We start from the raw sequence: 20392 nt of genomic DNA, 5'->3' as shown, positions 1-20392 counted from the left end.
CCTGAATCACCCTGTAAATTCGCCGACGTAGTAGAACGTTCCGTAATGGTCCGGTGTGTAATAGGCGGGCCCAGCTCCGTCTTTCGGAGTCAGAAGGCGTTCAGGGCCTCTGATTTCCTTCCCGCACCCCGGAGCACTGCACTGCGGGAGGTCGACCTTGGCGTTGACGTCCCATTCCTTGTACTTGCCCCCAGGAAGTGCGGACTTGTTGTTACCCCAGTTCGCATTGCCATGGTATCCGTCGACTTTTCCGATACCCCCTGGCCGGGCGTTCACCTTGTTCAGCATGTCCACGGCGCTCTGGGGCGCCGGACCCGGCAACAAGCCGGCCCCGTCCGGGCTGCCCGTGTCGCCTCCATGCTGATGACACAGGGGCGCGAGCCCCAGGGGGTCGGACCAGGTATGCGGGTTGCGGACGTACGCGACCGGATTGGGCGCGGGGAGCAGACCGAGCGGATCGGGGCTCGTGTAGCGGGCGGTCTCAGGGTCGTAGTGCCGATGGTGGTTGTAGTGGAATCCGGTCTCCGGGTCGTGGTACTGGCCGGGGAAGCGCAGCGGGGTGTGTGCACGCGCATCACGATTCCAGGCGGTGGTTCCCCAGAGAGTCGACCGGGTGTGCCAGGCGACCTCCCCGTCCGAGGAAACGAGCTCGGTCGGTGTGCCGACCAGATCCGTGACGATGGCGAAGAAGCGTTCGTCGATGGTGTCCTGGGGTGCCTCGGCCGCCCAGATGCGTTCGGCCTGGCTCAGGGGGGAATGCCCCTCGTGGTCCCAGGTGAGCGTGGTGTGGCGGCCCGCGTCGTGCTGCTCCGTGGTCTGCTCGCACAGCGTGTTGCCGTCCCAGGCGAAGACGGTGCGCTCCAGGACGGTGGCGCCGTCGGCGTCGAGTCGGAGCTTCGCGGACCGCCGGCCCAGTGGGTCGTAGGTGTAGCGCCATCGGACGCCGTCCGGTGTGGTGACGGCGGTGAGGCGGTCCTCGGCGTCCCACTCGTACCGCCAGGTGTCGGGTTTGCGGGACAACCGGGTTTTGCGGCGTACCACCACGCGCCCCTGCCCGTCGTACTCGTAATGAACGGCGCCTGCCCGCCTCAGCCGCATACCTGTGTACTCGCGCGGCCCGGTGGCCTCATGGCCCGGATGCTGTGCGGGCCAGGCAGCCTCGGTCTGGTTGCCCGCGGAGTCGTAGGCGTAGCGCTCGCTCCAGCCCGCCGCGTGCACCGCGGTGACGCGGCCCTGGGCGTCGAGATCGAAACGCCTGCCGCCCGTGCGGGAGTCCTGAACACCTAGGAGGGCGCCGTCGGGGCGGTAGATGTAGGAACGCTCCGCGACCCGGCGGTCTCCGGGGGCCGTGCTCGCCTGCGTGACAAGCCTGTCGAGGCTGTCATAGCCGCGAGTGAGTGTGAGCGCGCCGTCGATGCGGCGGATCACTTCGCGGTCTGCCGCGTCGTGCACGAAGTCGATCGTGTGACCCGCCGTGCCGAGCCGGGCGGTGCGTCCTGCGGCGTCGTACTCCCACGTGCTGCGGGCGCCCGAGGGGGTGACGCGCAGCGTCCGATTGCCGGCGGCGTCGTAGGCGAAGCGCATGGTCCGCCCATCGACGGTCTCCCTGATGCGACGGCCGACCACGTCGAGTTCCACGGTCAGACTGCTGTCCTGGCTCACCGCCGAGGTCAGTGAACCGCTCACCGAGTACGTGTAGTCGGTGGCCCTGCCATCCGCGTCCTTGACGGTGATCTGCCCCAGCGCATCCCGCTGGTAGCGGATGCTCTGGCCGAGGGCGTTGACCCGGGTGGTCATACGGCCTGCCGCGTCGTAGGCGTAGCGGGCCGTGCGACCGTCGAAATCGGACTCGGCGAGGAGTCGCCCGGCCAGGTCGTAGGTGTAATTCCAGGTCAAGCCCTGCGGGTTGGTCACCTGGGCGAGGCGGAGCTGGGTGTCGTGCGTGAACGTGTATCGCTCACCGTCCGGTCCGATGCGCGCGCTGAGCCGGTCGAAATGGGTGTATTCGAATGTGGTGGTCTGTCCCACAGCGTCGACGTGGCGGACGCAGTTGCCCTCGCCGTCGTACTCCCAGCTCTCGTACGACCCGTCCGGATAGGTGCGGTGGGCCAGGAGGCCCTCTGTGGTCCATTTCAGGCGGGTCGCGTGGCCGAGCGGGTCGGACACCGCGGTCACCCGGCCGAAGGAGTCGTACGTGTAGCGCGTGGTGTTGCCCAGGCCGTCGGTCATTGCCAGTGGGAGACCGGAGGCATTGTTCTCGTAGGTGGAGGTACGACCCGACGCGTCCCGGACCGTGACGACGCTACCGTCCGTGTGGCGGACGAAGTGGGTGGTCGCGCCAGAGGGGTCGGCGACGGCGGTGACGTTTCCCCGCTCGTCGTTGGTGTACCGCCATGAGGAGCCGTCCGGCAGGGTGACGCTCGTGGGAAGCTGCCGCTCGTCGTAGGCCAGGCGGACGACCGAGCCGTCGGCCCGGATCACCTCGACCGGCTGTCCCGCTGCGTTGTTCACGAAGACGGTGCTGAGCCCGAGTTGATCCGTAGTCGTCGTGATGTGCTGATGGGCGTCGTAGGTAGTGGTGACCTTGCCGCCCAGCGGATCGATCTCGGCCACGACCAGGCATCGCTCGTCGACGACGAACCGGGAGACAGCGCCCTCGATGGTGGTGAGAGTGGTGACGCGGTGGCCGGGCCAGGCGGGATCGGCACCGTCGTAGGTCAGCGTGATCGCGATGTGTCCGGCCTCGCCACCTTCGGCGACACAACGATCCTGGTCGTCGTAGGCGTAGTGATAGCGACGGTGGTTCGTGTCCAGCCACGAGGTGATACGCAACCGCTCGTCGTATGTGAATGTGAGCGGCAGACCGGAGGAGTTGGTGACCGAGGTGAGGTTGCCGCCGGTGTAGCCGTAGCGCTTGACGACGAGGTCCGAGCCGTCCTCGGCCGCCCCGGCGAGGCTGAGTTCGGTGACCCGGCCCAGGTCGGTGGTGATCTTGAGGTGGTAGCCGCCGGAGTGGCGCAGCGCGAGGGGGGTGCCGAACGCGTCGTAGTCGAGCGCGATGGTGTTGTCGTTGCGGTCGGTGATGCGAGTCAGCAGCGCAATGCCGTCAGGGCTATGGCGGGTGAAGTGCCGGGTGGTACCGGTCAGCGGGTCTTCGATGCGATAGCCGCCGTCGTCCAGACGCGTCAACGGCAGTCGGGGCCCGGCCTCGGGCAGAACAGGGTCGTGCGTGTGCGAGGGGTGGGGGTAGGGAAGCAGCAGCCCGTCCTCGGTGACGAAGACGATGCCCTCCTCGTCGACTTCGAGACGCTGGTCGACAGAGGACGACCATGACGGGCCGAACCACCAGCCGCAGCGGTAGTCGGAGGCGACCCTGCGTGTGAACGCAAGCGGCATGAGGCCTGGCAGTTCCACGTCGGTCTGCGGCAGGTACATGGCCCCGGTCGCCATGTCGATGGGGTCACTACCCTTGGAGCGGACGAGGTTCTTGGCCCGGTTGTATGCGCCCTTGGCGCCGTCGGCGATCATGCCGCGGGCGTTCTTGCCCAAGCCGCGCACGGCGAGCCCCATGCCTTTCAGACCGCCCCTGAGCCCCTTCATGGCGGCCGCTCCGCCCTTGAGCCCCTTGGCGAGGCCACCGAGCGTGGTCAGCCCCTTCATGCCCGGTATGCAGTCCAGTGCCGCGAACCCCACATCCCATAGGGACGCCCGCCCCTTGGAGTATTTGTAGAGCGTGTCCGCGAGCACCACCGCGGCCGCGATCAGCACGATCGCGCCCAGGATCGGACCGCCGATGATCATCGCGACGATCCCGACGACCGCGACGACGACCTTGCAGACCGCGACGATGGTGTCCCAGTTGTCGGTGAACCAGTCGCCGACCTCTTCCCACCACGACCGGTTCTGAATGCCCGCGTCGGAGGCCTCGTCGATCTTCGACTTGGCCTCGCGGGCCGCATCGTCACGCATCTTGCGCGCGTCCGCGGCCATCTTCTTCGCCGCGGCCAGCGCGTCCTGCGCGTCGGAGACGTCCGACTGGGCCTTGGTCTGCGCCGACTTGGCGTGCTGGACGTCCCGGGTCGCGGCCCGCACCTTGGCCTCATCGGGCTTGTCGGCGTCGGACTTGCTGCCGGTCGGGTCGTCCTTGTACTTGTCCGCCTCCTTGCCGGCCCGCGTCACCCACGAGTCGGCCGAGGTGAGACGGGACTGGGCGGAGGAAAGGCTGTCGCGCGCCTCACGGCCCTTGCGCAGGGCCTTGTCCGCCAGCGACTGCGCCCGCTCCAGCTTCGGCCAGAAGTCCGCCAGCGCATCCCCGCACATCTCGTACGACTTCTTCAGCTTCTTGAGGTTCTTCGGGACATCCGCGAAGTCCTCCTTGAAGACATCCGCCGACTTGCCCGCCCACTCCAGGAGCGTGCCCTCCCCCGCCATGCCCTTGACCAGACGCAGCGCGTCGGAGACGTCGTCGGCGAAGTCGTGCAGGTGCTTCGCGAGTGTGCGCACGCGTTGCGGATCACCGGGCGTCGGATCCTTGTCCAAGTCCAGGACATGCCAGTCCGAAGGCCTGTGCCCCGCCATACCGCAACCCCCGTCACGCGCACCACTACAGCAACAACCGTATGCACACGTGAACTTACAAGGCACATTCGTTCGACGGATAGCCGGGGTTCATGGTGTGGAGTACCGAAATCAGTTTCAGGAACGACGTCCGCGCACGGCCCGCCAGGCGTCCTCTACGGCGTACACCGACTGCAGCCACCAGGTGTAGAGCTTGTCCAGAACCGCCTCGCACACCCACCGCCACCTGAACCATGGCGGAAGCTTCCGGAACGGCACGAAGGTGAGTGTGTCCGCGATGGCGTTCACTGCGAAACCGCCGGGGCCTTCGGCGCGCAGGGCCGCGTACAACTCCGGGGTCAGCTCCCCGTTGAGCCTGGCCGCGTGTCCCGCCGCTGTGAACGCGAACCCGCGCTCACCGGCGTCCGGCAACCGCATCGCCTTCACGATCCGCGGGGACACGTCCGCCAGCGGACAGTGAAACGCCAGGCCGATCACTGCCGTCCCGAGACCGGCCTCGCTACGCTCGAATGCCGCGTCCCACTCCTCGGGGCTGTCGAGCGCCAGCAGACTCTCGCCGCGCTCCCAGTCCCACCCAGGGGGCATCAGCCCGTGAAGCGGAACGTCGACGTGATCGCGTCGAAGATGTCGAAGAACGAGTCCGCGAGGTCGAGGACCTGGCTGCTGCCGGCGACCAGGGCGACCTTGCCCTCCTGGCCCGGGACCGGGATGTACGTCTGCATCAGGACGGCTCGGACGGTGCGGTTGAGCGCGTCACCGGGGACCTCGATGTCCTCGATGCCGTGCGTGCGCGCGGCCGGGCCGACGCCCGGGATGTCGACGGTCGTGACCTTCCGCCAGGAGTCGCCCTCCCGCTTCGCCTCCTTGGTCGCGAGCTGGCCCGCGATGACGGAAGGGTCGTTCGACAACGGCTCACCGCGCTCGTTGCGGCCGCCGACGAGGGAGACGGTCACCGAACCCGTGATCGGCGTGTCCCCGCCGAAGCTCTCCGCCATGCAGCCGCAGTACATCGCGCCCGACTTCCAGGCGTCCGCGGCGGCCTTCTGGAGGAAGTCGACGTAGGTGCCGCGGTGCTGCTCCAACTCCGGGCGCTGCCGCACCCGTTCGCTCACCATCCGGCGGATCGAGTCGTCCCGCGACTCCGGCCGCACGTCGAACTCCCACCACGTCTCCGGCACCTTGATCCGGAAACCGCCCCGCTCGACGGTCAGTGTCTCCATGTAGCGGGCCATGACGCCGGTCTCCCCGTTCGCTCGATCACGTGTGCGCACATCGTGCCACTACTCCTCCAGCGTCCAGAACGGTGAGTCCTTCGGAGGTGCCGGACGGACGGGATGGGTGCCGAAGTCGATGTCCGCGTCGGCGGTCGGGTCTCCAATGGGAAGACGGTCCCGGTGGTCCGGGCTGTAGTAGGTCCCGTAGGCCCAGTACTCCGGAAGCTCGTGACCCATCAGGCCCACCCCGAAAGCAACCGACTCCCGCGTCCCGTACACCGCGTTGATCCTGGCGACCGCCTCCGCGCGGCAGATGCCGACGCGTTCCACCAGTACCTCCACCATCTCCCGGAAATACGCGAGCATCTCGTCGTCGAGGGGCATCACGAACTCCGTGCCTGTCGTGCCGGCCGTGGGGCACGCCCCGAATTCCACGAGCCACCGCAGGCGCCTGACCTCTGCCACGAGCTGTGGTACCGCCTCCCTGGCCATGGCGATGAACGCGGCGTTCTGGTCCTCGTCGAGGTCCCTGACGTGCCACGGCCCCGGGGTGGCGGACCTGCACAGTTCCTCGATCGCGTCCAGGTCGAGTTCGTCGCGCGACGCATCTGAAGTCATGCTCCAGTGTCACGGCCCGGCAGTGACGAACCGGCCGGGGGGCTGTCCCCACCTCCGCCCTCCGGCCCACCGGATGGCTCGCCCCCGCTCTGCCAGGCACGGTAAGGGCACCGACCACACAGCAGGGGGAACCCATCCGTGCGCACCGCCACCGCCGCCACCGCCATCGCCCTCACCCTGGCCCTCGCCGCACCCGCCACGGCAGCCTCCGCCCCCGGCAAGCCCGGCACCGACGGCCTCTGGCGCATGGATGGCTACGGCACCGTCCTCTCCCTCGACGGCGACACCCTCCAGGAGTTCCAGACGACATCCGTCAGCTGCCTCAAGGGTGACCGTGCTCGGAGGACCGGCCCCGGCACGTACGCAACCCCCGACGGCACCACGCTGACCGTCCGGCCCGGCCCCGGCGCCAACCGCGCCACCCTGGGCTACGACACCTCGGTCGGACACCGCTCGCTGCGGCGGATCCAAAAACTGCCGGCCGCCTGCACCCGCCCCACCCCCAAGGACGCCCGCGCCGCCTTCGACGTCTTCTGGCACTCCTTCGCCGAGAACTACCCCTTCTTCGCCGCGAAGGGCGTCGACTGGCAGGCCATGAGGGACCGCTACCGGCCCGGCGTGCACGCGGACACCACCCGCAAGGAGCTCTTCGGCATCTTCAGCGCCATGGTGCGGCCTCTCTACGACGCCCATGTCGCCGTCCTGGACGGGGACCAGGTATTCGCCCAGGTGCGACCCGGGACGGAGCCGCCCTCCCTCGAACTCGACGCCAGGGTGAAGAAGTTCATCACCGAGCGCGACCTCGGGAACACCCCCTACCGCCAGGACTTCGCCAACGGCCGTATCACCTACGCCGACCTCCCCGGCCGCGCGGATCAGGGCTACCTCCGCATCTCCGGCTTCGCCGGCTACACAGCCGAGGACGCCCCGTACCCGGCCCATCTCGCCGAACTCGACAAGGCCCTGGACACGATCCTCACCACCGAGCGCACCCGGCGCCTCAAGGGTCTGATCATCGACCTGCGCATCAACGGCGGCGGCTCCGACGCCCTCGGCATCCACATCGCCGAGCGCCTCACGGACAGGCCCTACGTCGCCTACGCCAAGCGCGCCCGCAACCACCCCACCAACCCGGACCGGCACACCCGCCCCGAGCCCATCCGGGTCGTACCGGCGGCCGGGCCCCGCTACACCGGCCCCGTCGCCGTACTGACCTCAGGCACGACCGTCAGCGCCGGTGAGACCTTCACGCAGGCCCTCATCGACCGGCCGGGCGGCACGGTTCGTGTCGGACAGCCGACCCAGGGTGTCTTCTCCGACGTCATGGAACGCAGCCTCCCCAACGGCATGACGGCGATCCTCCCGAACGAGGAGTTCCTCGACCGGTCGGGCCGGACCTACGACGGCACGGGCATTCCGCCCCACATCACCGAGCCGGTGTTCACCAAGGAGGAGTTCGCCGAGAAGCGCGACTCGGCGTTCCACCGCGCGGTGCGCATCCTGCGGAACGTCGGCTAGAAGGAGGCCAGGAACTCCGACCAGGCCTCCGGCGCGAGCACGAGCCGGGGGCCTTCGGTGTGCTTGGAGTCGCGGACGTGGACGGTGTGGGGGGCTATGGCGATCTCGACGCAGGACTCGCCGTTGGTACCGCTGCTGTAGCTGCTCTTGAACCAAGCCAGTTCAGCGTTGCGGATCATGTCTCTCCCAGCAGTGTCTCGACAAAGGCCAGCGACTCCCGGGGTGGGAGAGCCTGCGCCCGGAGGGTCCCATACTGCAGCTCCAGGATGCGGAGTTGCCTCGGCTCAGAGACAGGTCGGCCGTTGTACAGGCCGTCAGCGCGACCCACTGCCGTACCGTCCGGGAACTTCAGCAACTCAATCCGGCCATCCAGCCCTGGATGAGCGTCGCTGTTCGTCGGCATCACCTGAAGCGTGACGTTGTGCAAGCGCCCCACCTCCAGCAGACGTTCGAGCTGCTGCCGCCACACCATTGTGCCCCCGACGTGTCGGCGTAGCGGTGCCTCTTCCAGGACGAAATGGACTGAGGGAGCGGGGTCGCGTTCGAATACCGCCTGCCGGGCCAGACGAGCGGCCACCATTCGATCGATGTCGTCCGGCGAGTAGGACGGCTGCCACGACTCGAACAGAGCCCGCGCATGCTCCGGCGTCTGCAACAGCCCATGGATGCTGTTGCACTCGTACACCCCGATCTCCACCGCCTGCCCCTCCAACTTGGCAAGCTCACGCACTTTCTTGGGATACCGGACCTTCTTCACGTCCTCCCAAGCCGCCGCGATCAGCCCACCCGCCCCCAGCACCTCATCCGCCCTGACCAGATAGTCCTGCCGAGGGATCCGCTTCCCACCCTCGATCTTGTAGACCATGTCCTCGCCGTACCCCACCGCCGCCCCGAACTCCGCGGCCCGCATCCCCACCGCCTCACGCCGCAGCTTCAGTTGCCGTCCCACCGTGGTGATGACCGCGACGCCCCACTCATCGTCGGGATCGACCTCCCAACCCGGTTCGTCCGCCGCGCCCTTGAGCCGCTCCGAGTCCGCCTCGACCGCCGTCATCCCGCACCCTTCCGCCGTCGTACGACCACGCCCCAGCGCCCTACCCGTACGCCCGGCCCCGACAGCCCGGACAACGCCGGACAAGCACCGGACAGTCACCGTACGCACCCGCTGAGTCACTGTTCACGGTAAGCGCGGACAGCCACGCTGAGTGACGTGAAGCAGAACTCCCCCGAACTCCGCACCCCGGTCCGCAACTTCAGCCTCCAGCTCTCCCCCACCCCGCGCGGCGCCCGGCTGGCCCGGCTCCTCGCCGCCGAACAACTGCGCTCCTGGGGGTTGCCGCTGGACCCCGCGTGTCAGGTCATCGCGGAGCTGTCGACCAACGCGGCGACGCACGGCCGAACCCCCAGCCGCGACTTCCGCCTGCTCCTCTACGTCGTCGCCGACACCCTCCGCATCGAGGTGACGGACACGCGCGCTGACCGCCTGCCGACAGCCCGCCCCGGTCTGGGGCTCCTCCTGGTCGACGCACTCGCCGACCGCTGGGGCGTCACCCGGGGCCTGCCACCCCGCAAGACGGTCTGGGCGGAACTCGACCTCGCACCGAAACCCGAAAGTCCGTGCTCCGGCGGCACAGGCGCCCTCCTCCAAGGACCACAAGGGTGAAAGAACCCGACCAAACCCCACCCCTCCTCCCAGCCGCGGGGCTGCCTCACCCTCGCGAGTGAACATCACCAACTCAACTGGATTCGGGGGTCCTTGCCTGCCCTACGCTCAGCGCAACACGTCACGACACAACCGCAGACATGCGACGGCCCCCGCCGGGACGGCAATCCCAGTGCGAGGGCCTGACCACCGAGGAAGAAGAGACCTTCCTGATGGATACGCAGAACCCTAACGTGCCCTCGCACGCCCACACCCGGGTTGCCGGAAAGAAGCACCCGAACCGGCGGCATCCCCACTCCGGCCTGGTGCACAACAACGCCCGCCACACCACCCGCTTCACGGTGATCGGCAACCACCTGGCCCAGCACCCGGAACTCTCCCTGCTCGCGATCGGGCTGTCGGTGCACATCCAGTCGCTCCCGTCGGGCGCCCGCGTCGACATCAAGTCCCTCGCCGCCCGCTTCCCGGAGGGCACGACCCGCATCGCCGCGGCCCTGCGCGAGCTGGAGACGCACGGCTACCTGCGCCGCACCCGCGAGCGCGTCCCGGACGGCCGGATCATCACCCGCACGACCTCCTGCAATCAGCCGGGTCACAGCGGTACGGAGGCCCCTGGCCCCGCCCCGAGGAAGCGGACAAGACAGCCCGGCGGCAAAGCACTCCCCGCGGTACCGCGCCCGGCATACCCGGCCCCCGCCCTCCTCCAGCAGGCCACGGACCTCCTCACCGGCCTCCGCCGCGAGGACACCCGCCTCCTCCTCTCTGGCTGCGACACCGCCCACCTCGCCCCGGGTGTCGCCGCCTGGCTGGAACGCGACGTCTCCCCGGCCGCCGTACGGCACGCCCTGACGACGGACCTGCCACCGGAGCCCCTGCATCGCCCGGCCGCCCTCCTGGCCCACCGCCTCACAGCCTAGCTGCCACCCCCACCGCCCTTCGCCTCACCGCAGGCACCCCCGCCGCCCACCCGTCACCCCCTCCAGACCTGCGACGGCTGCGACCGCGCGTTCCGCGCCCAGGAACCCGGCCGGTGCCGCGACTGCCGCTCCGGCCGTGCCAACCTGCTGGAAATCGCATGAACGAAACAACTGCCGCCCGGGTCTCCCGCTCCCCTGCCGTCGGGCGGGACAGCCTGGGCGTTCCTGGAGGTGGACACGATGAGCACGCAGGCCGACCACGGACACGAGCTGATCCCCCGCCCCCAGCAGACTCCTGACGCCCTGCGCGCGGCCCTCGAAGGAGCCGCCCGCCCGGCACCCACAAACTTCCTCGCCGAGGTCGAAAGCAAGGCCGAAAGCAAAAGGGCCCGCACGACCGAAGTCGTACGGGCCCTTTCGAGCCACTCAGGTCAGTAGACCCTCAAGCCAGTCCGAAGACTCACTTGTTGATCTTGGTGACCTGGCCGGCGCCCACGGTCCGGCCACCCTCACGGATGGCGAACTTCAGGCCCTCCTCCATGGCGACGGGCTGGATGAGCTCCACCTTCATCTCGGTGTTGTCACCCGGCATGACCATCTCGGTGCCCTCGGGGAGGGTCACCACGCCGGTCACGTCCGTCGTACGGAAGTAGAACTGCGGGCGGTAGTTGTTGAAGAACGGCGTGTGGCGGCCACCCTCGTCCTTGGACAGGATGTAGGCCTGCGCCTCGAACTCGGTGTGCGGGGTGACCGAGCCCGGCTTGATGATGACCTGGCCGCGCTCGACGTCCTCGCGCTTGATGCCACGGAGGAGCAGACCGACGTTCTCACCGGCCTGGCCCTCGTCGAGCAGCTTGCGGAACATCTCGATGCCGGTGACCGTGGTGGTGGTCTTCTCCTGCTTGATGCCCACGATGTCAACGGTCTCGTTGACCTTGAGGACACCACGCTCGATACGACCGGTGACGACGGTGCCACGACCGGTGATCGTGAAGACGTCCTCGATCGGCATCAGGAACGGCTTGTCGACGTCACGCTCGGGCTGCGGGATGTTCTCGTCCACGGCCTTCATGAGCTCGAGGACGGAGTTGCCCCACTCCTTGTCGCCCTCGAGAGCCTTGAGCGCCGAGACCTTGACGACCGGCAGGTCGTCGCCCGGGAACTCGTACTCGCTGAGGAGCTCACGGACCTCGAGCTCGACGAGCTCCAGGATCTCCTCGTCGTCCACCATGTCGGCCTTGTTCAGGGCGACGACGATGTACGGAACGCCGACCTGGCGGGCCAGGAGCACGTGCTCCTTGGTCTGCGGCATCGGGCCGTCGGTGGCGGCGACCACGAGGATGGCGCCGTCCATCTGCGCCGCACCCGTGATCATGTTCTTGATGTAGTCCGCGTGACCGGGGCAGTCGACGTGGGCGTAGTGACGCGTCTCGGTCTGGTACTCGACGTGCGCGATGGAGATGGTGATACCGCGCTGGCGCTCCTCAGGAGCCTTGTCGATCTGGTCGAAGGCCGAGGCCTCGTTCAGGTCCGGGTACGCGTCGTGCAGCACCTTGGTAATGGCGGCCGTGAGGGTCGTCTTACCGTGGTCGATGTGACCGATGGTGCCGATGTTGACGTGCGGCTTAGTCCGCTCGAACTTCGCCTTCGCCACTGGGGTCCTCCTGAGAGTGGTTCTGGTACGCCTTACTCATCGGCGCCAGGTGATCTTTGCTGGAAAGCCCGGGCCTCGGGGCATTCTCACCACGATTGCGGCGGAATGCCCCTGAGCACCGGAGTCAAGCCTACGGCGTGTAGACGCGGTGCGTTACTCGCCCTTGGCCTTCGCGATGATCTCCTCGGCGACGTTCCGGGGAACCTCGGCGTAGGAGTCGAACTGCATCGAGTAGCTTGCGCGACCCGACGTCTTGCTGCGGAGGTCTCCGACGTAGCCGAACATCTCCGAGAGGGGCACGAGGCCCTTCACGACGCGGGCACCGGCCCGCTCCTCCATGGCCTGGATCTGACCACGGCGGGAGTTGATGTCGCCGATGACCTCACCCATGTAGTCCTCGGGCGTGGTGACCTCGACGGCCATCATCGGCTCGAGCAGCACGGGGCTGGCCTTGCGTGCGGCCTCCTTGAAGGCCTGCGAACCGGCGATCTTGAACGCCAGCTCGGAGGAGTCGACCTCGTGGTAGCCACCGTCGATCAGGGTGACGCGCACGCCGGTCATCTCGTAACCGGCGAGGATGCCGAACTGCATGGCCTCCTGCGCACCGGCGTCCACCGAAGGGATGTACTCCTTCGGGATGCGGCCACCGGTCACCTTGTTCACGAACTCGTACGAGGCGTCGCCGCCCTCGATCGGCTCGATCGCGATCTGCACCTTGGCGAACTGACCGGTACCACCGGTCTGCTTCTTGTGGGTGTAGTCCACGCGCTCGACGGCCTTGCGGATCGTCTCGCGGTAGGCGACCTGCGGCTTGCCGACGTTGGCCTCGACCTTGAACTCACGGCGCATGCGGTCGACCAGCACCTCAAGGTGCAGCTCGCCCATACCACCGATGATGGTCTGGCCCGTCTCCTCGTCCGAGTGGACCTGGAACGACGGGTCCTCCTCGGCGAGGCGCTGGATCGCGACGCCCAGCTTCTCCTGGTCGCCCTTCGACTTGGGCTCGATGGCGACCTGGATGACCGGCGCCGGGAAGTCCATGGACTCCAGGATGACCGGGTTCTTGTCGTCGGACAGCGTCTCACCGGTCGTGGTCTGCTTCAGACCCATCACGGCGACGATGTCGCCGGCGCCCACCGACTCGATCTCCTCACGCTTGTTCGCGTGCATGCGGTAGATCTTGCCGATGCGCTCCTTCTTGCCCTTCACCGAGTTCAGCACGGCGGTGCCGGACAGCAGGCGGCCGGAGTACACGCGGACGAAGGTGAGCTTGCCGAGGTGCGGGTCGCTCATGATCTTGAACGCCAGCGCGGCGAGGGGCTCGTCCTCCGACGGCTTGCGCGCGATGACCTGCTCCGGGTCCTTGACGTCGTGGCCCTCGATGGCCTCGACGTCGAGCGGGGTGGGCAGGTAACGCACGACCGCGTCGAGCAGGGGCTGAACGCCCTTGTTCTTGAACGCGGTGCCGCAGAACACGGGGGTGACGGTGGTGCCGCCGCCCTTGCCGGACGCGATGGTGATACGACGGATCGCGGCGTAGAGCTGCTCCACGGTGGGCTCGGTGCCCTCCAGGTACAGCTCCATCAGCTCTTCGTCGTTCTCGGCGACGGCCTCGAGCAGCTTGCCGCGGTACTCCTCGGCAGCCTCGGCGTGGGTGTCCGGGATGTCGACGGTGTCGTACATCTCGCCCTTGGTCGCCTCGGCCGACCAGACCAGGGCCTTCATCGTCACGAGGTCGATGACGCCCTTGAAGTCCGCCTCGGCACCGATCGGCAGCTGCATGACCAGCGGCTGGGCGCCCAGGCGGTCCGAGATCATGTCCACGCAGCGGTGGAACTCGGCGCCGGTACGGTCCAGCTTGTTCACGAAGCAGATGCGGGGCACGCCGTAGCGGTCGGCCTGACGCCACACCGTCTCGGACTGCGGCTCGACACCGGCGACACCGTCGAACACCGTCACGGCACCGTCGAGCACGCGCAGGGAGCGCTCCACTTCGACGGTGAAGTCGACGTGACCCGGGGTGTCGATGATGTTGATGGTGTAGTCGTTGTCCTCGAGCGGCCAGTGACAGGTGGTCGCAGCAGACGTGATCGTGATGCCACGCTCCTGCTCCTGCTCCATCCAGTCCATGGTGGCAGCGCCGTCGTGGACCTCACCGATCTTGTAAGACACACCGGTGTAGAACAGGATCCGCTCGGTGGTGGTCGTCTTGCCCGCGTCGATGTGGGCCATGATCCCGATGTTGCGGACCTTGGCCAGGTCAAGTGAAGTGGTAGCCATAAGGCTTCAGTCTTCTCTCGGTCTCGATGTGGGTAGCGACTACCAGCGGTAGTGCGCGAAGGCCTTGTTGGACTCGGCCATCTTGTGGGTGTCCTCGCGCTTCTTCACAGCGGCGCCGAGGCCGTTGGACGCGTCGAGAAGCTCGTTGAGCAGGCGCTCGGTCATCGTCTTCTCACGACGGGCGCGCGAGTAGCCGACCAGCCAGCGCAGCGCGAGCGTGTTGGCGCGACCGGGCTTGACCTCGATCGGAACCTGGTACGTCGCACCACCGACACGGCGGGACTTGACCTCAAGGGTCGGCTTGATGTTCTCCAGCGCGCGCTTCAGCGTGATGATCGGGTCGTTGCCCGTCTTCTCACGCAGACCCTCCATGGCGCCGTAGACGATGCGCTCGGCGGTGGAGCGCTTGCCGTTCAGCAGCACCTTGTTGATGAGCGACGTGACCAGAGGAGAACCGTAGACCGGGTCGATGATGACCGGGCGCTTCGGGGCGGGGCCCTTACGAGGCATTCTTACTTCTCCTTCTTGGCGCCGTAGCGGGAACGGGCCTGCTTGCGGTTCTTGACACCCTGGGTGTCGAGGGAGCCACGGATGATCTTGTAGCGAACACCCGGCAGGTCCTTCACACGGCCGCCGCGCACGAGCACGATGGAGTGCTCCTGCAGGTTGTGTCCCTCACCCGGAATGTAAGCGGTGACCTCGATCCCGCTGGTCAGACGCACACGCGCGACCTTACGCAGGGCCGAGTTCGGCTTCTTCGGGGTGGTCGTGAACACACGCGTGCAGACGCCCCGGCGCTGAGGAGAACCCTCAAGTGCGGGCGTCTTGTTCTTCTCGACCTTGTCCTGCCGGCCCTTCCGGACCAGCTGCTGGATCGTAGGCACTACTTCTCCGGTTTCTGTGTGCCGAATGGTGAAGCTAACCTGGAACGTCACCGACCCACGCGGTCGGGTGTGTCGAACCCGCGGACTCCCGCCGCGAGGCAGAAACTGCGCAGATTACGGTGGCCGGTGTCGGCTCGCCGTGCGGTTCATGGCACACACGCGAGCCAGGGCACACCCCAGGCACAAGGTCTGAGCGTACCTACCGCATTCGCTGCGGTCAAAACAAATGGGCACCGCCCGCATCGCCATGCGGGACATGTCAAGCCCCCGAGCCGTTGTCGATCTTCAATTCGGTGGCCCGAGTCCGATATGCACACTTTCACGATGCTACGACGGACACCACCGTCAGCAACACCAGAACGAGCGCCCAGCCGGCCGTGGACAACCACCCGAGCACCAGCCCGGTCAGCGCAAGCCCGTCCCCCAGCTCTCCCCGGCTGCGGATCTCGGCCCGGGCCACATGCCCCAGCACGACCGCCGGGATCCCGGTGAGCCCCATCGTCGGCACGCACAGCAGCCCGCACACCCCGGCCGCGACGGCCTTCCCGTTGGTCCGGGCCCGCGGCACGGGCAGGAACGTCCCCGGCACGGCCACGACCGAGGCCGGCTGCGGCAGCGGCCCCTGCGGCAGATCCGCGACGAGCAGCGCCAGCTCCCCCACGGTCCGCGCCGCGTACGCCCGCCCGACCCGCCGCTCGAACTCCCCCTGCTCCATCCGCCCCTCGCCGAACCCGGCTCTGAGCACGTCCACGGCCCGCTCCCGATCGGCGTGCGACGCGAGCATCGAGGGAGCACCAGGCCCCTGCCAGGGCTGCCAGGACGGATAGTGCGGCTGCGACACGGAGCACCTCCCCGGGGTCCTTCCATGATGCGCCGAACCAGAGGTTCCGGCACCGGTGCGCCCGCGACGGGGCCCGCGTATCGGCCAGACGGCCCCCAGACGCCCTCCCGTGCGGACCCCCGCCCCGGCCTCACCCCCGTACACCGGGACGCCCGAAAGGGCCCGCCGAGGCTGCGGGGGCTGCCGGGGGGACACGGCCGGGAACGCCCGAAGGGCGGCCACCCCGCAGGATGACCGCCCTTCGGCTCAAGCGACTCGCTTACTGGTTGTACGGACCGTAGTCGTAGTCCTCCAGCGGAACGGCCTGGCCGGAGCCCGTGCCGAACGGCGAGTAGTCGATGTCGTCGTAGCCGACGGCCGAGTACATCGCGGCCTTGGCCTCCTCGGTCGGCTCGACCCGGATGTTGCGGTAGCGGGACAGGCCCGTACCGGCCGGGATGAGCTTACCGATGATGACGTTCTCCTTGAGGCCGATGAGGCTGTCGGACTTGGCGTTGATCGCCGCGTCCGTCAGGACTCGGGTCGTCTCCTGGAAGGAGGCGGCCGACAGCCAGGATTCCGTCGCCAGCGAGGCCTTGGTGATACCCATCAGCTGCGGACGACCGGAGGCCGGGTGACCGCCCTCCTGGACCACACGACGGTTCTCGGTCTCGAACTTCGAGCGCTCGACCAGCTCACCGGGCAGCAGCTCGGCGTCGCCGGACTCGATGATCGTCACACGGCGCAGCATCTGCCGGATGATGATCTCGATGTGCTTGTCGTGGATCGACACACCCTGCGAGTTGTAGACCTTCTGGACCTCGCCGACCAGGTGGACCTGGACGGCACGCTGACCCAGGATGCGCAGCACGTCGTGCGGGTTGGTGGCACCCACGGTGAGCTTCTGGCCCACCTCGACGTGCTCGCCCTCGCTGACCAGGAGACGGGCACGCTTGGAGATCGGGAACGCCGTCTCGTCGCTGCCGTCGTCCGGGGTGACGACGATCTTCTTGGTCTTCTCGGTCTCCTCGATCCGCACGCGGCCCTGGGCCTCGGAGATCGGGGCGACACCCTTCGGGGTACGGGCCTCGAAGAGCTCGACGACACGCGGCAGACCCTGGGTGATGTCGTCACCGGCCACACCACCGGTGTGGAAGGTACGCATCGTCAGCTGGGTACCGGGCTCACCGATGGACTGGGCGGCGATGATGCCGACCGCCTCACCGATGTCGACCAGCTTGCCGGTGGCCAGCGAACGGCCGTAGCACATCGCGCAGGTGCCGACGGCGGACTCGCAGGTCAGGACCGAGCGGGTCTTGACCTCCTCGACGCCGCGCTGCACGAGCTCCTCGATGAGGACGTCGCCCAGGTCGGTACCGGCCGGGGCCAGCACCTGTCCCTCGACCACGATGTCCTCGGCGAGGCAGCGCGCGTACACGGAGGTCTCGACGTCCTCCGTCTTGATCAGCGCGCCCTCGGCGTTCCGGTCGGCGATCTTCAGACGCAGACCGCGCTCGGTGCCGCAGTCCTCCTCGCGAATGATGACGTCCTGGGAGACGTCGACCAGACGACGCGTGAGGTAACCCGAGTCGGCGGTACGCAGAGCGGTGTCCGCCAGACCCTTACGGGCACCGTGCGTGGAGATGAAGTACTCCAGCACGGACAGACCCTCACGGAAGGACGCCTTGATCGGACGCGGGATCGTCTCGTTCTTCGCGTTCGACACCAGACCACGCATACCGGCGATCTGACGCATCTGCATCATGTTGCCTCGTGCACCCGAGTTCACCATCATGAAGATCGGGTTGGTCTTCGGGAAGTTGTCGTTCATCGCCTCGGCGACCTCGTTGGTCGCCTTGGTCCAGATCGCGATGAGCTCCTGCGTGCGCTCGTCCTTGGTGATCAGACCACGCTCGTACTGCTTCTGGACCTTCTCGTCCTGCGCCTCGTAGCCCTTGACGATCTCCTTCTTCGCCTCAGGAACGACGACGTCGGAGATGGCCACGGTCACGCCGGAACGGGTCGCCCAGAAGAAGCCGGCCGCCTTCAGGTTGTCGAGCGTCGCCGCCACGATGACCTTGGGGTAGCGCTCGGCGAGGTCGTTGACGATCTCGGAGAGCTGCTTCTTGCCGACCTCGTAGTCGACGAACGGGTAGTCCTCGGGCAGCAGCTCGTTGAAGAGCGCACGGCCCAGGGTGGTGTTCAGCCGGAACGGGTCACCCTGCTGCCACTCACCGGCGTCGGCCTCGCCGCCCTGCTCGGGCGCCGGCGGGGTCCAGCCACGCGGCGGGATGGTGCCGACCGGGAAGCGGACGTCGATCTTCGACTGGAGCGACAGCTCGCCCGCGTCGAAGGCCATGATCGCCTCCGCGACCGAGGCGAAGGAACGGCCCTCGCCCTTGAGGTCGCGCATCTCGCCGTCGGTGGTGAGGAAGAACAGACCGAGGACCATGTCCTGGGTCGGCATCGTCACCGGGCGGCCGTCGGCCGGCTTGAGGATGTTGTTCGAGGACAGCATCAGGATGCGGGCCTCGGCCTGCGCCTCCGCGGACAGCGGCAGGTGCACGGCCATCTGGTCACCGTCGAAGTCCGCGTTGAACGCGGTGCAGACGAGCGGGTGGATCTGGATGGCCTTGCCCTCGACCAGCTGCGGCTCGAAGGCCTGGATGCCGAGGCGGTGCAGCGTGGGCGCACGGTTCAGCAGAACCGGGTGCTCCGCGATGACCTCTTCCAGCACGTCGTACACGACCGTGCGGCCGCGCTCGACCATGCGCTTGGCGCTCTTGATGTTCTGCGCGTGGTTCAGGTCGACCAGGCGCTTCATCACGAACGGCTTGAAGAGCTCCAGCGCCATCGCCTTCGGCAGACCGCACTGGTGCAGCTTCAGCTGCGGACCGACGACGATCACGGAACGCGCGGAGTAGTCCACACGCTTACCGAGCAGGTTCTGACGGAAGCGACCCTGCTTGCCCTTCAGCATGTCGCTGAGGGACTTCAGCGGGCGGTTGCCGGGACCGGTGACCGGGCGGCCACGACGGCCGTTGTCGAACAGCGCGTCCACGGCCTCCTGGAGCATGCGCTTCTCGTTGTTCACGATGATCTCGGGCGCGCCGAGGTCGAGAAGCCGCTTCAGGCGGTTGTTCCGGTTGATCACACGGCGGTACAGGTCGTTCAGGTCGGAGGTCGCGAAGCGGCCACCGTCCAGCTGCACCATCGGGCGAAGGTCCGGCGGGATGACCGGCACGCAGTCCAGCACCATGCCCTTGGGGCTGTTGCTGGTCTGCAGGAACGCGGAGACGACCTTCAGGCGCTTGAGCGCACGGGTCTTCTTCTGGCCCTTGCCGGTACGGATGATCTCGCGGAGGCGCTCGGCCTCCTCGTCGAGGTCGAAGGACTCCAGGCGCTTCTGCAGCGCCGCGGCACCCATCGAGCCGTCGAAGTACGTGCCGAAGCGGTCACGCAGCTCGCGGTAGAGCAGCTCGTCGCCCTCCAGGTCCTGGACCTTGAGGTTCTTGAAGCGGTTCCACACCTCGTCGAGGCGGTCGATCTCGCGCTGCGCACGGTCGCGCAGCTGCTTCATCTCGCGCTCGGCACCCTCGCGCACCTTGCGGCGCACGTCCGCCTTGGCGCCCTCGGCCTCCAGCTCGGCCAGGTCGGTCTCGAGCTTCTTGGCGCGGGCCTCCAGGTCGGCGTCGCGGCGCTGCTCGACCTGCTGACGCTCGACGGAGACGTGGGCCTCCAGCGAGGGCAGGTCGCGCGTACGGCGCTCCTCGTCGACGTACGTGATCATGTACGCCGCGAAGTAGATGACCTTCTCGAGGTCCTTGGGTGCCAGGTCGAGCAGGTAGCCCAGACGCGACGGGACGCCCTTGAAGTACCAGATGTGGGTGACCGGGGCGGCCAGCTCGATGTGGCCCATCCGCTCACGGCGCACCTTGGCACGGGTGACCTCGACGCCACACCGCTCACAGATGATGCCCTTGAAGCGGACGCGCTTGTACTTGCCGCAGTAGCACTCCCAGTCCCGGGTCGGACCGAAGATCTTCTCGCAGAAGAGTCCGTCCTTTTCGGGCTTGAGCGTGCGGTAGTTGATCGTCTCGGGCTTCTTGACCTCGCCGTGGCTCCACTGACGGATGTCGTCAGCGGTGGCCAGACCGATCCGGAGCTCGTCGAAGAAGTTGACGTCGAGCACTATGCGTCAATCCCTCTCAGGGTTGTAAGTCATGGGGTCTGATACGGGGGTCCT

The 20392-nt window shown here is 67.7% G+C and carries 15 protein-coding genes and 1 pseudogene; 4 read left to right on the top strand and 12 right to left on the bottom strand.

The window, feature by feature from the left end:
* Positions 1-6: 6 nt before the first annotated feature.
* From ACFZDE_RS11000 to ACFZDE_RS10985, 4 genes are all read right to left on the bottom strand, one after another.
* Entirely contained in the window at positions 7-4578 is a 4572-nt protein-coding gene (locus ACFZDE_RS11000; RefSeq protein ID WP_391199411.1) for a DUF6531 domain-containing protein, read from the bottom strand.
* Between the two features lie 117 nt (positions 4579-4695).
* Positions 4696-5163 carry a hypothetical protein gene (locus ACFZDE_RS10995; protein ID WP_391199408.1) on the bottom strand — a complete coding sequence of 156 codons (468 nt, stop codon included), beginning with the start codon at positions 5161-5163 and terminating at the stop codon, positions 4696-4698.
* Complete coding sequence (locus tag ACFZDE_RS10990; RefSeq protein WP_391199406.1) at positions 5163-5810, bottom strand: hypothetical protein; 648 nt, start codon at positions 5808-5810, stop codon at positions 5163-5165. The genes ACFZDE_RS10995 and ACFZDE_RS10990 overlap by 1 nt, the downstream gene beginning before the upstream one ends.
* Before the next feature lie 48 nt (positions 5811-5858).
* The gene (locus tag ACFZDE_RS10985; protein ID WP_391199403.1) at positions 5859-6410 is read right to left on the bottom strand and encodes a hypothetical protein; all 552 of its coding nucleotides are present in this window, start codon (positions 6408-6410) and stop codon (positions 5859-5861) included.
* Positions 6411-6656: 246 nt separating this feature from the next.
* Between ACFZDE_RS10985 and ACFZDE_RS10980 the strand changes: the two genes are divergently transcribed.
* Complete coding sequence (locus ACFZDE_RS10980; RefSeq protein ID WP_391199900.1) at positions 6657-7928, top strand: S41 family peptidase; 1272 nt, start codon at positions 6657-6659, stop codon at positions 7926-7928.
* On the opposite strand, the gene ACFZDE_RS10975 is transcribed toward ACFZDE_RS10980, so the two are convergent.
* Together ACFZDE_RS10975 and ACFZDE_RS10970 are read right to left on the bottom strand one after the other, a co-directional pair.
* A complete protein-coding gene (locus tag ACFZDE_RS10975; protein ID WP_391199401.1) occupies positions 7925-8107 on the bottom strand; it encodes a DUF397 domain-containing protein in 183 nt (60 codons plus the stop codon). The genes ACFZDE_RS10980 and ACFZDE_RS10975 overlap by 4 nt on opposite strands.
* Positions 8104-8982 (bottom strand): Scr1 family TA system antitoxin-like transcriptional regulator, encoded by an 879-nt coding sequence (locus ACFZDE_RS10970; RefSeq protein ID WP_391199399.1) that lies wholly within the window; start codon positions 8980-8982, stop codon positions 8104-8106. Before ACFZDE_RS10970 ends, ACFZDE_RS10975 begins: the two co-directional genes overlap by 4 nt.
* A 156-nt stretch (positions 8983-9138) precedes the next feature.
* Between ACFZDE_RS10970 and ACFZDE_RS10965 the strand changes: the two genes are divergently transcribed.
* From ACFZDE_RS10965 to ACFZDE_RS10955, 3 genes and pseudogenes are all read left to right on the top strand, one after another.
* Positions 9139-9591 (top strand): ATP-binding protein, encoded by a 453-nt coding sequence (locus ACFZDE_RS10965; RefSeq protein ID WP_391199397.1) that lies wholly within the window; start codon positions 9139-9141, stop codon positions 9589-9591.
* Positions 9592-9803: 212 nt separating this feature from the next.
* Positions 9804-10670 (top strand): annotated as a pseudogene (locus ACFZDE_RS10960) (helix-turn-helix domain-containing protein).
* A gap of 78 nt (positions 10671-10748) precedes the next feature.
* The gene (locus ACFZDE_RS10955; protein WP_391199394.1) at positions 10749-10946 is read left to right on the top strand and encodes a hypothetical protein; all 198 of its coding nucleotides are present in this window, start codon (positions 10749-10751) and stop codon (positions 10944-10946) included.
* Between the two features lie 22 nt (positions 10947-10968).
* Here ACFZDE_RS10955 and tuf read toward each other — a convergent pair whose 3' ends face one another.
* From tuf to ACFZDE_RS10925, 6 genes are all read right to left on the bottom strand, one after another.
* Positions 10969-12162, bottom strand: coding sequence for an elongation factor Tu (tuf, locus tag ACFZDE_RS10950; RefSeq protein ID WP_030839706.1), 1194 nt, complete (start codon positions 12160-12162; stop codon positions 10969-10971).
* A gap of 153 nt (positions 12163-12315) precedes the next feature.
* Positions 12316-14442, bottom strand: a complete 2127-nt coding sequence (fusA, locus tag ACFZDE_RS10945; RefSeq protein ID WP_390993087.1) for an elongation factor G — start codon at positions 14440-14442, stop codon at positions 12316-12318.
* Positions 14443-14481: 39 nt separating this feature from the next.
* Positions 14482-14952, bottom strand: a complete 471-nt coding sequence (gene rpsG / locus ACFZDE_RS10940; protein ID WP_003992340.1) for a 30S ribosomal protein S7 — start codon at positions 14950-14952, stop codon at positions 14482-14484.
* Between the two features lie 2 nt (positions 14953-14954).
* The gene (gene rpsL / locus ACFZDE_RS10935; protein WP_003948652.1) at positions 14955-15326 is read right to left on the bottom strand and encodes a 30S ribosomal protein S12; all 372 of its coding nucleotides are present in this window, start codon (positions 15324-15326) and stop codon (positions 14955-14957) included.
* A gap of 319 nt (positions 15327-15645) precedes the next feature.
* Positions 15646-16167, bottom strand: a complete 522-nt coding sequence (locus ACFZDE_RS10930; RefSeq protein WP_390993084.1) for a DUF1707 domain-containing protein — start codon at positions 16165-16167, stop codon at positions 15646-15648.
* A 259-nt stretch (positions 16168-16426) separates the two neighbouring features.
* Positions 16427-20338 carry a DNA-directed RNA polymerase subunit beta' gene (locus tag ACFZDE_RS10925; RefSeq protein ID WP_390993081.1) on the bottom strand — a complete coding sequence of 1304 codons (3912 nt, stop codon included), beginning with the start codon at positions 20336-20338 and terminating at the stop codon, positions 16427-16429.
* Positions 20339-20392 lie beyond the last annotated feature (54 nt).

It is taken from the genome of Streptomyces sp. NPDC007929 (assembly GCF_042959065.1).
Lineage (GTDB): Bacteria > Actinomycetota > Actinomycetes > Streptomycetales > Streptomycetaceae > Streptomyces.
This window is presented reverse-complemented; position numbering and strand designations above follow the sequence as displayed.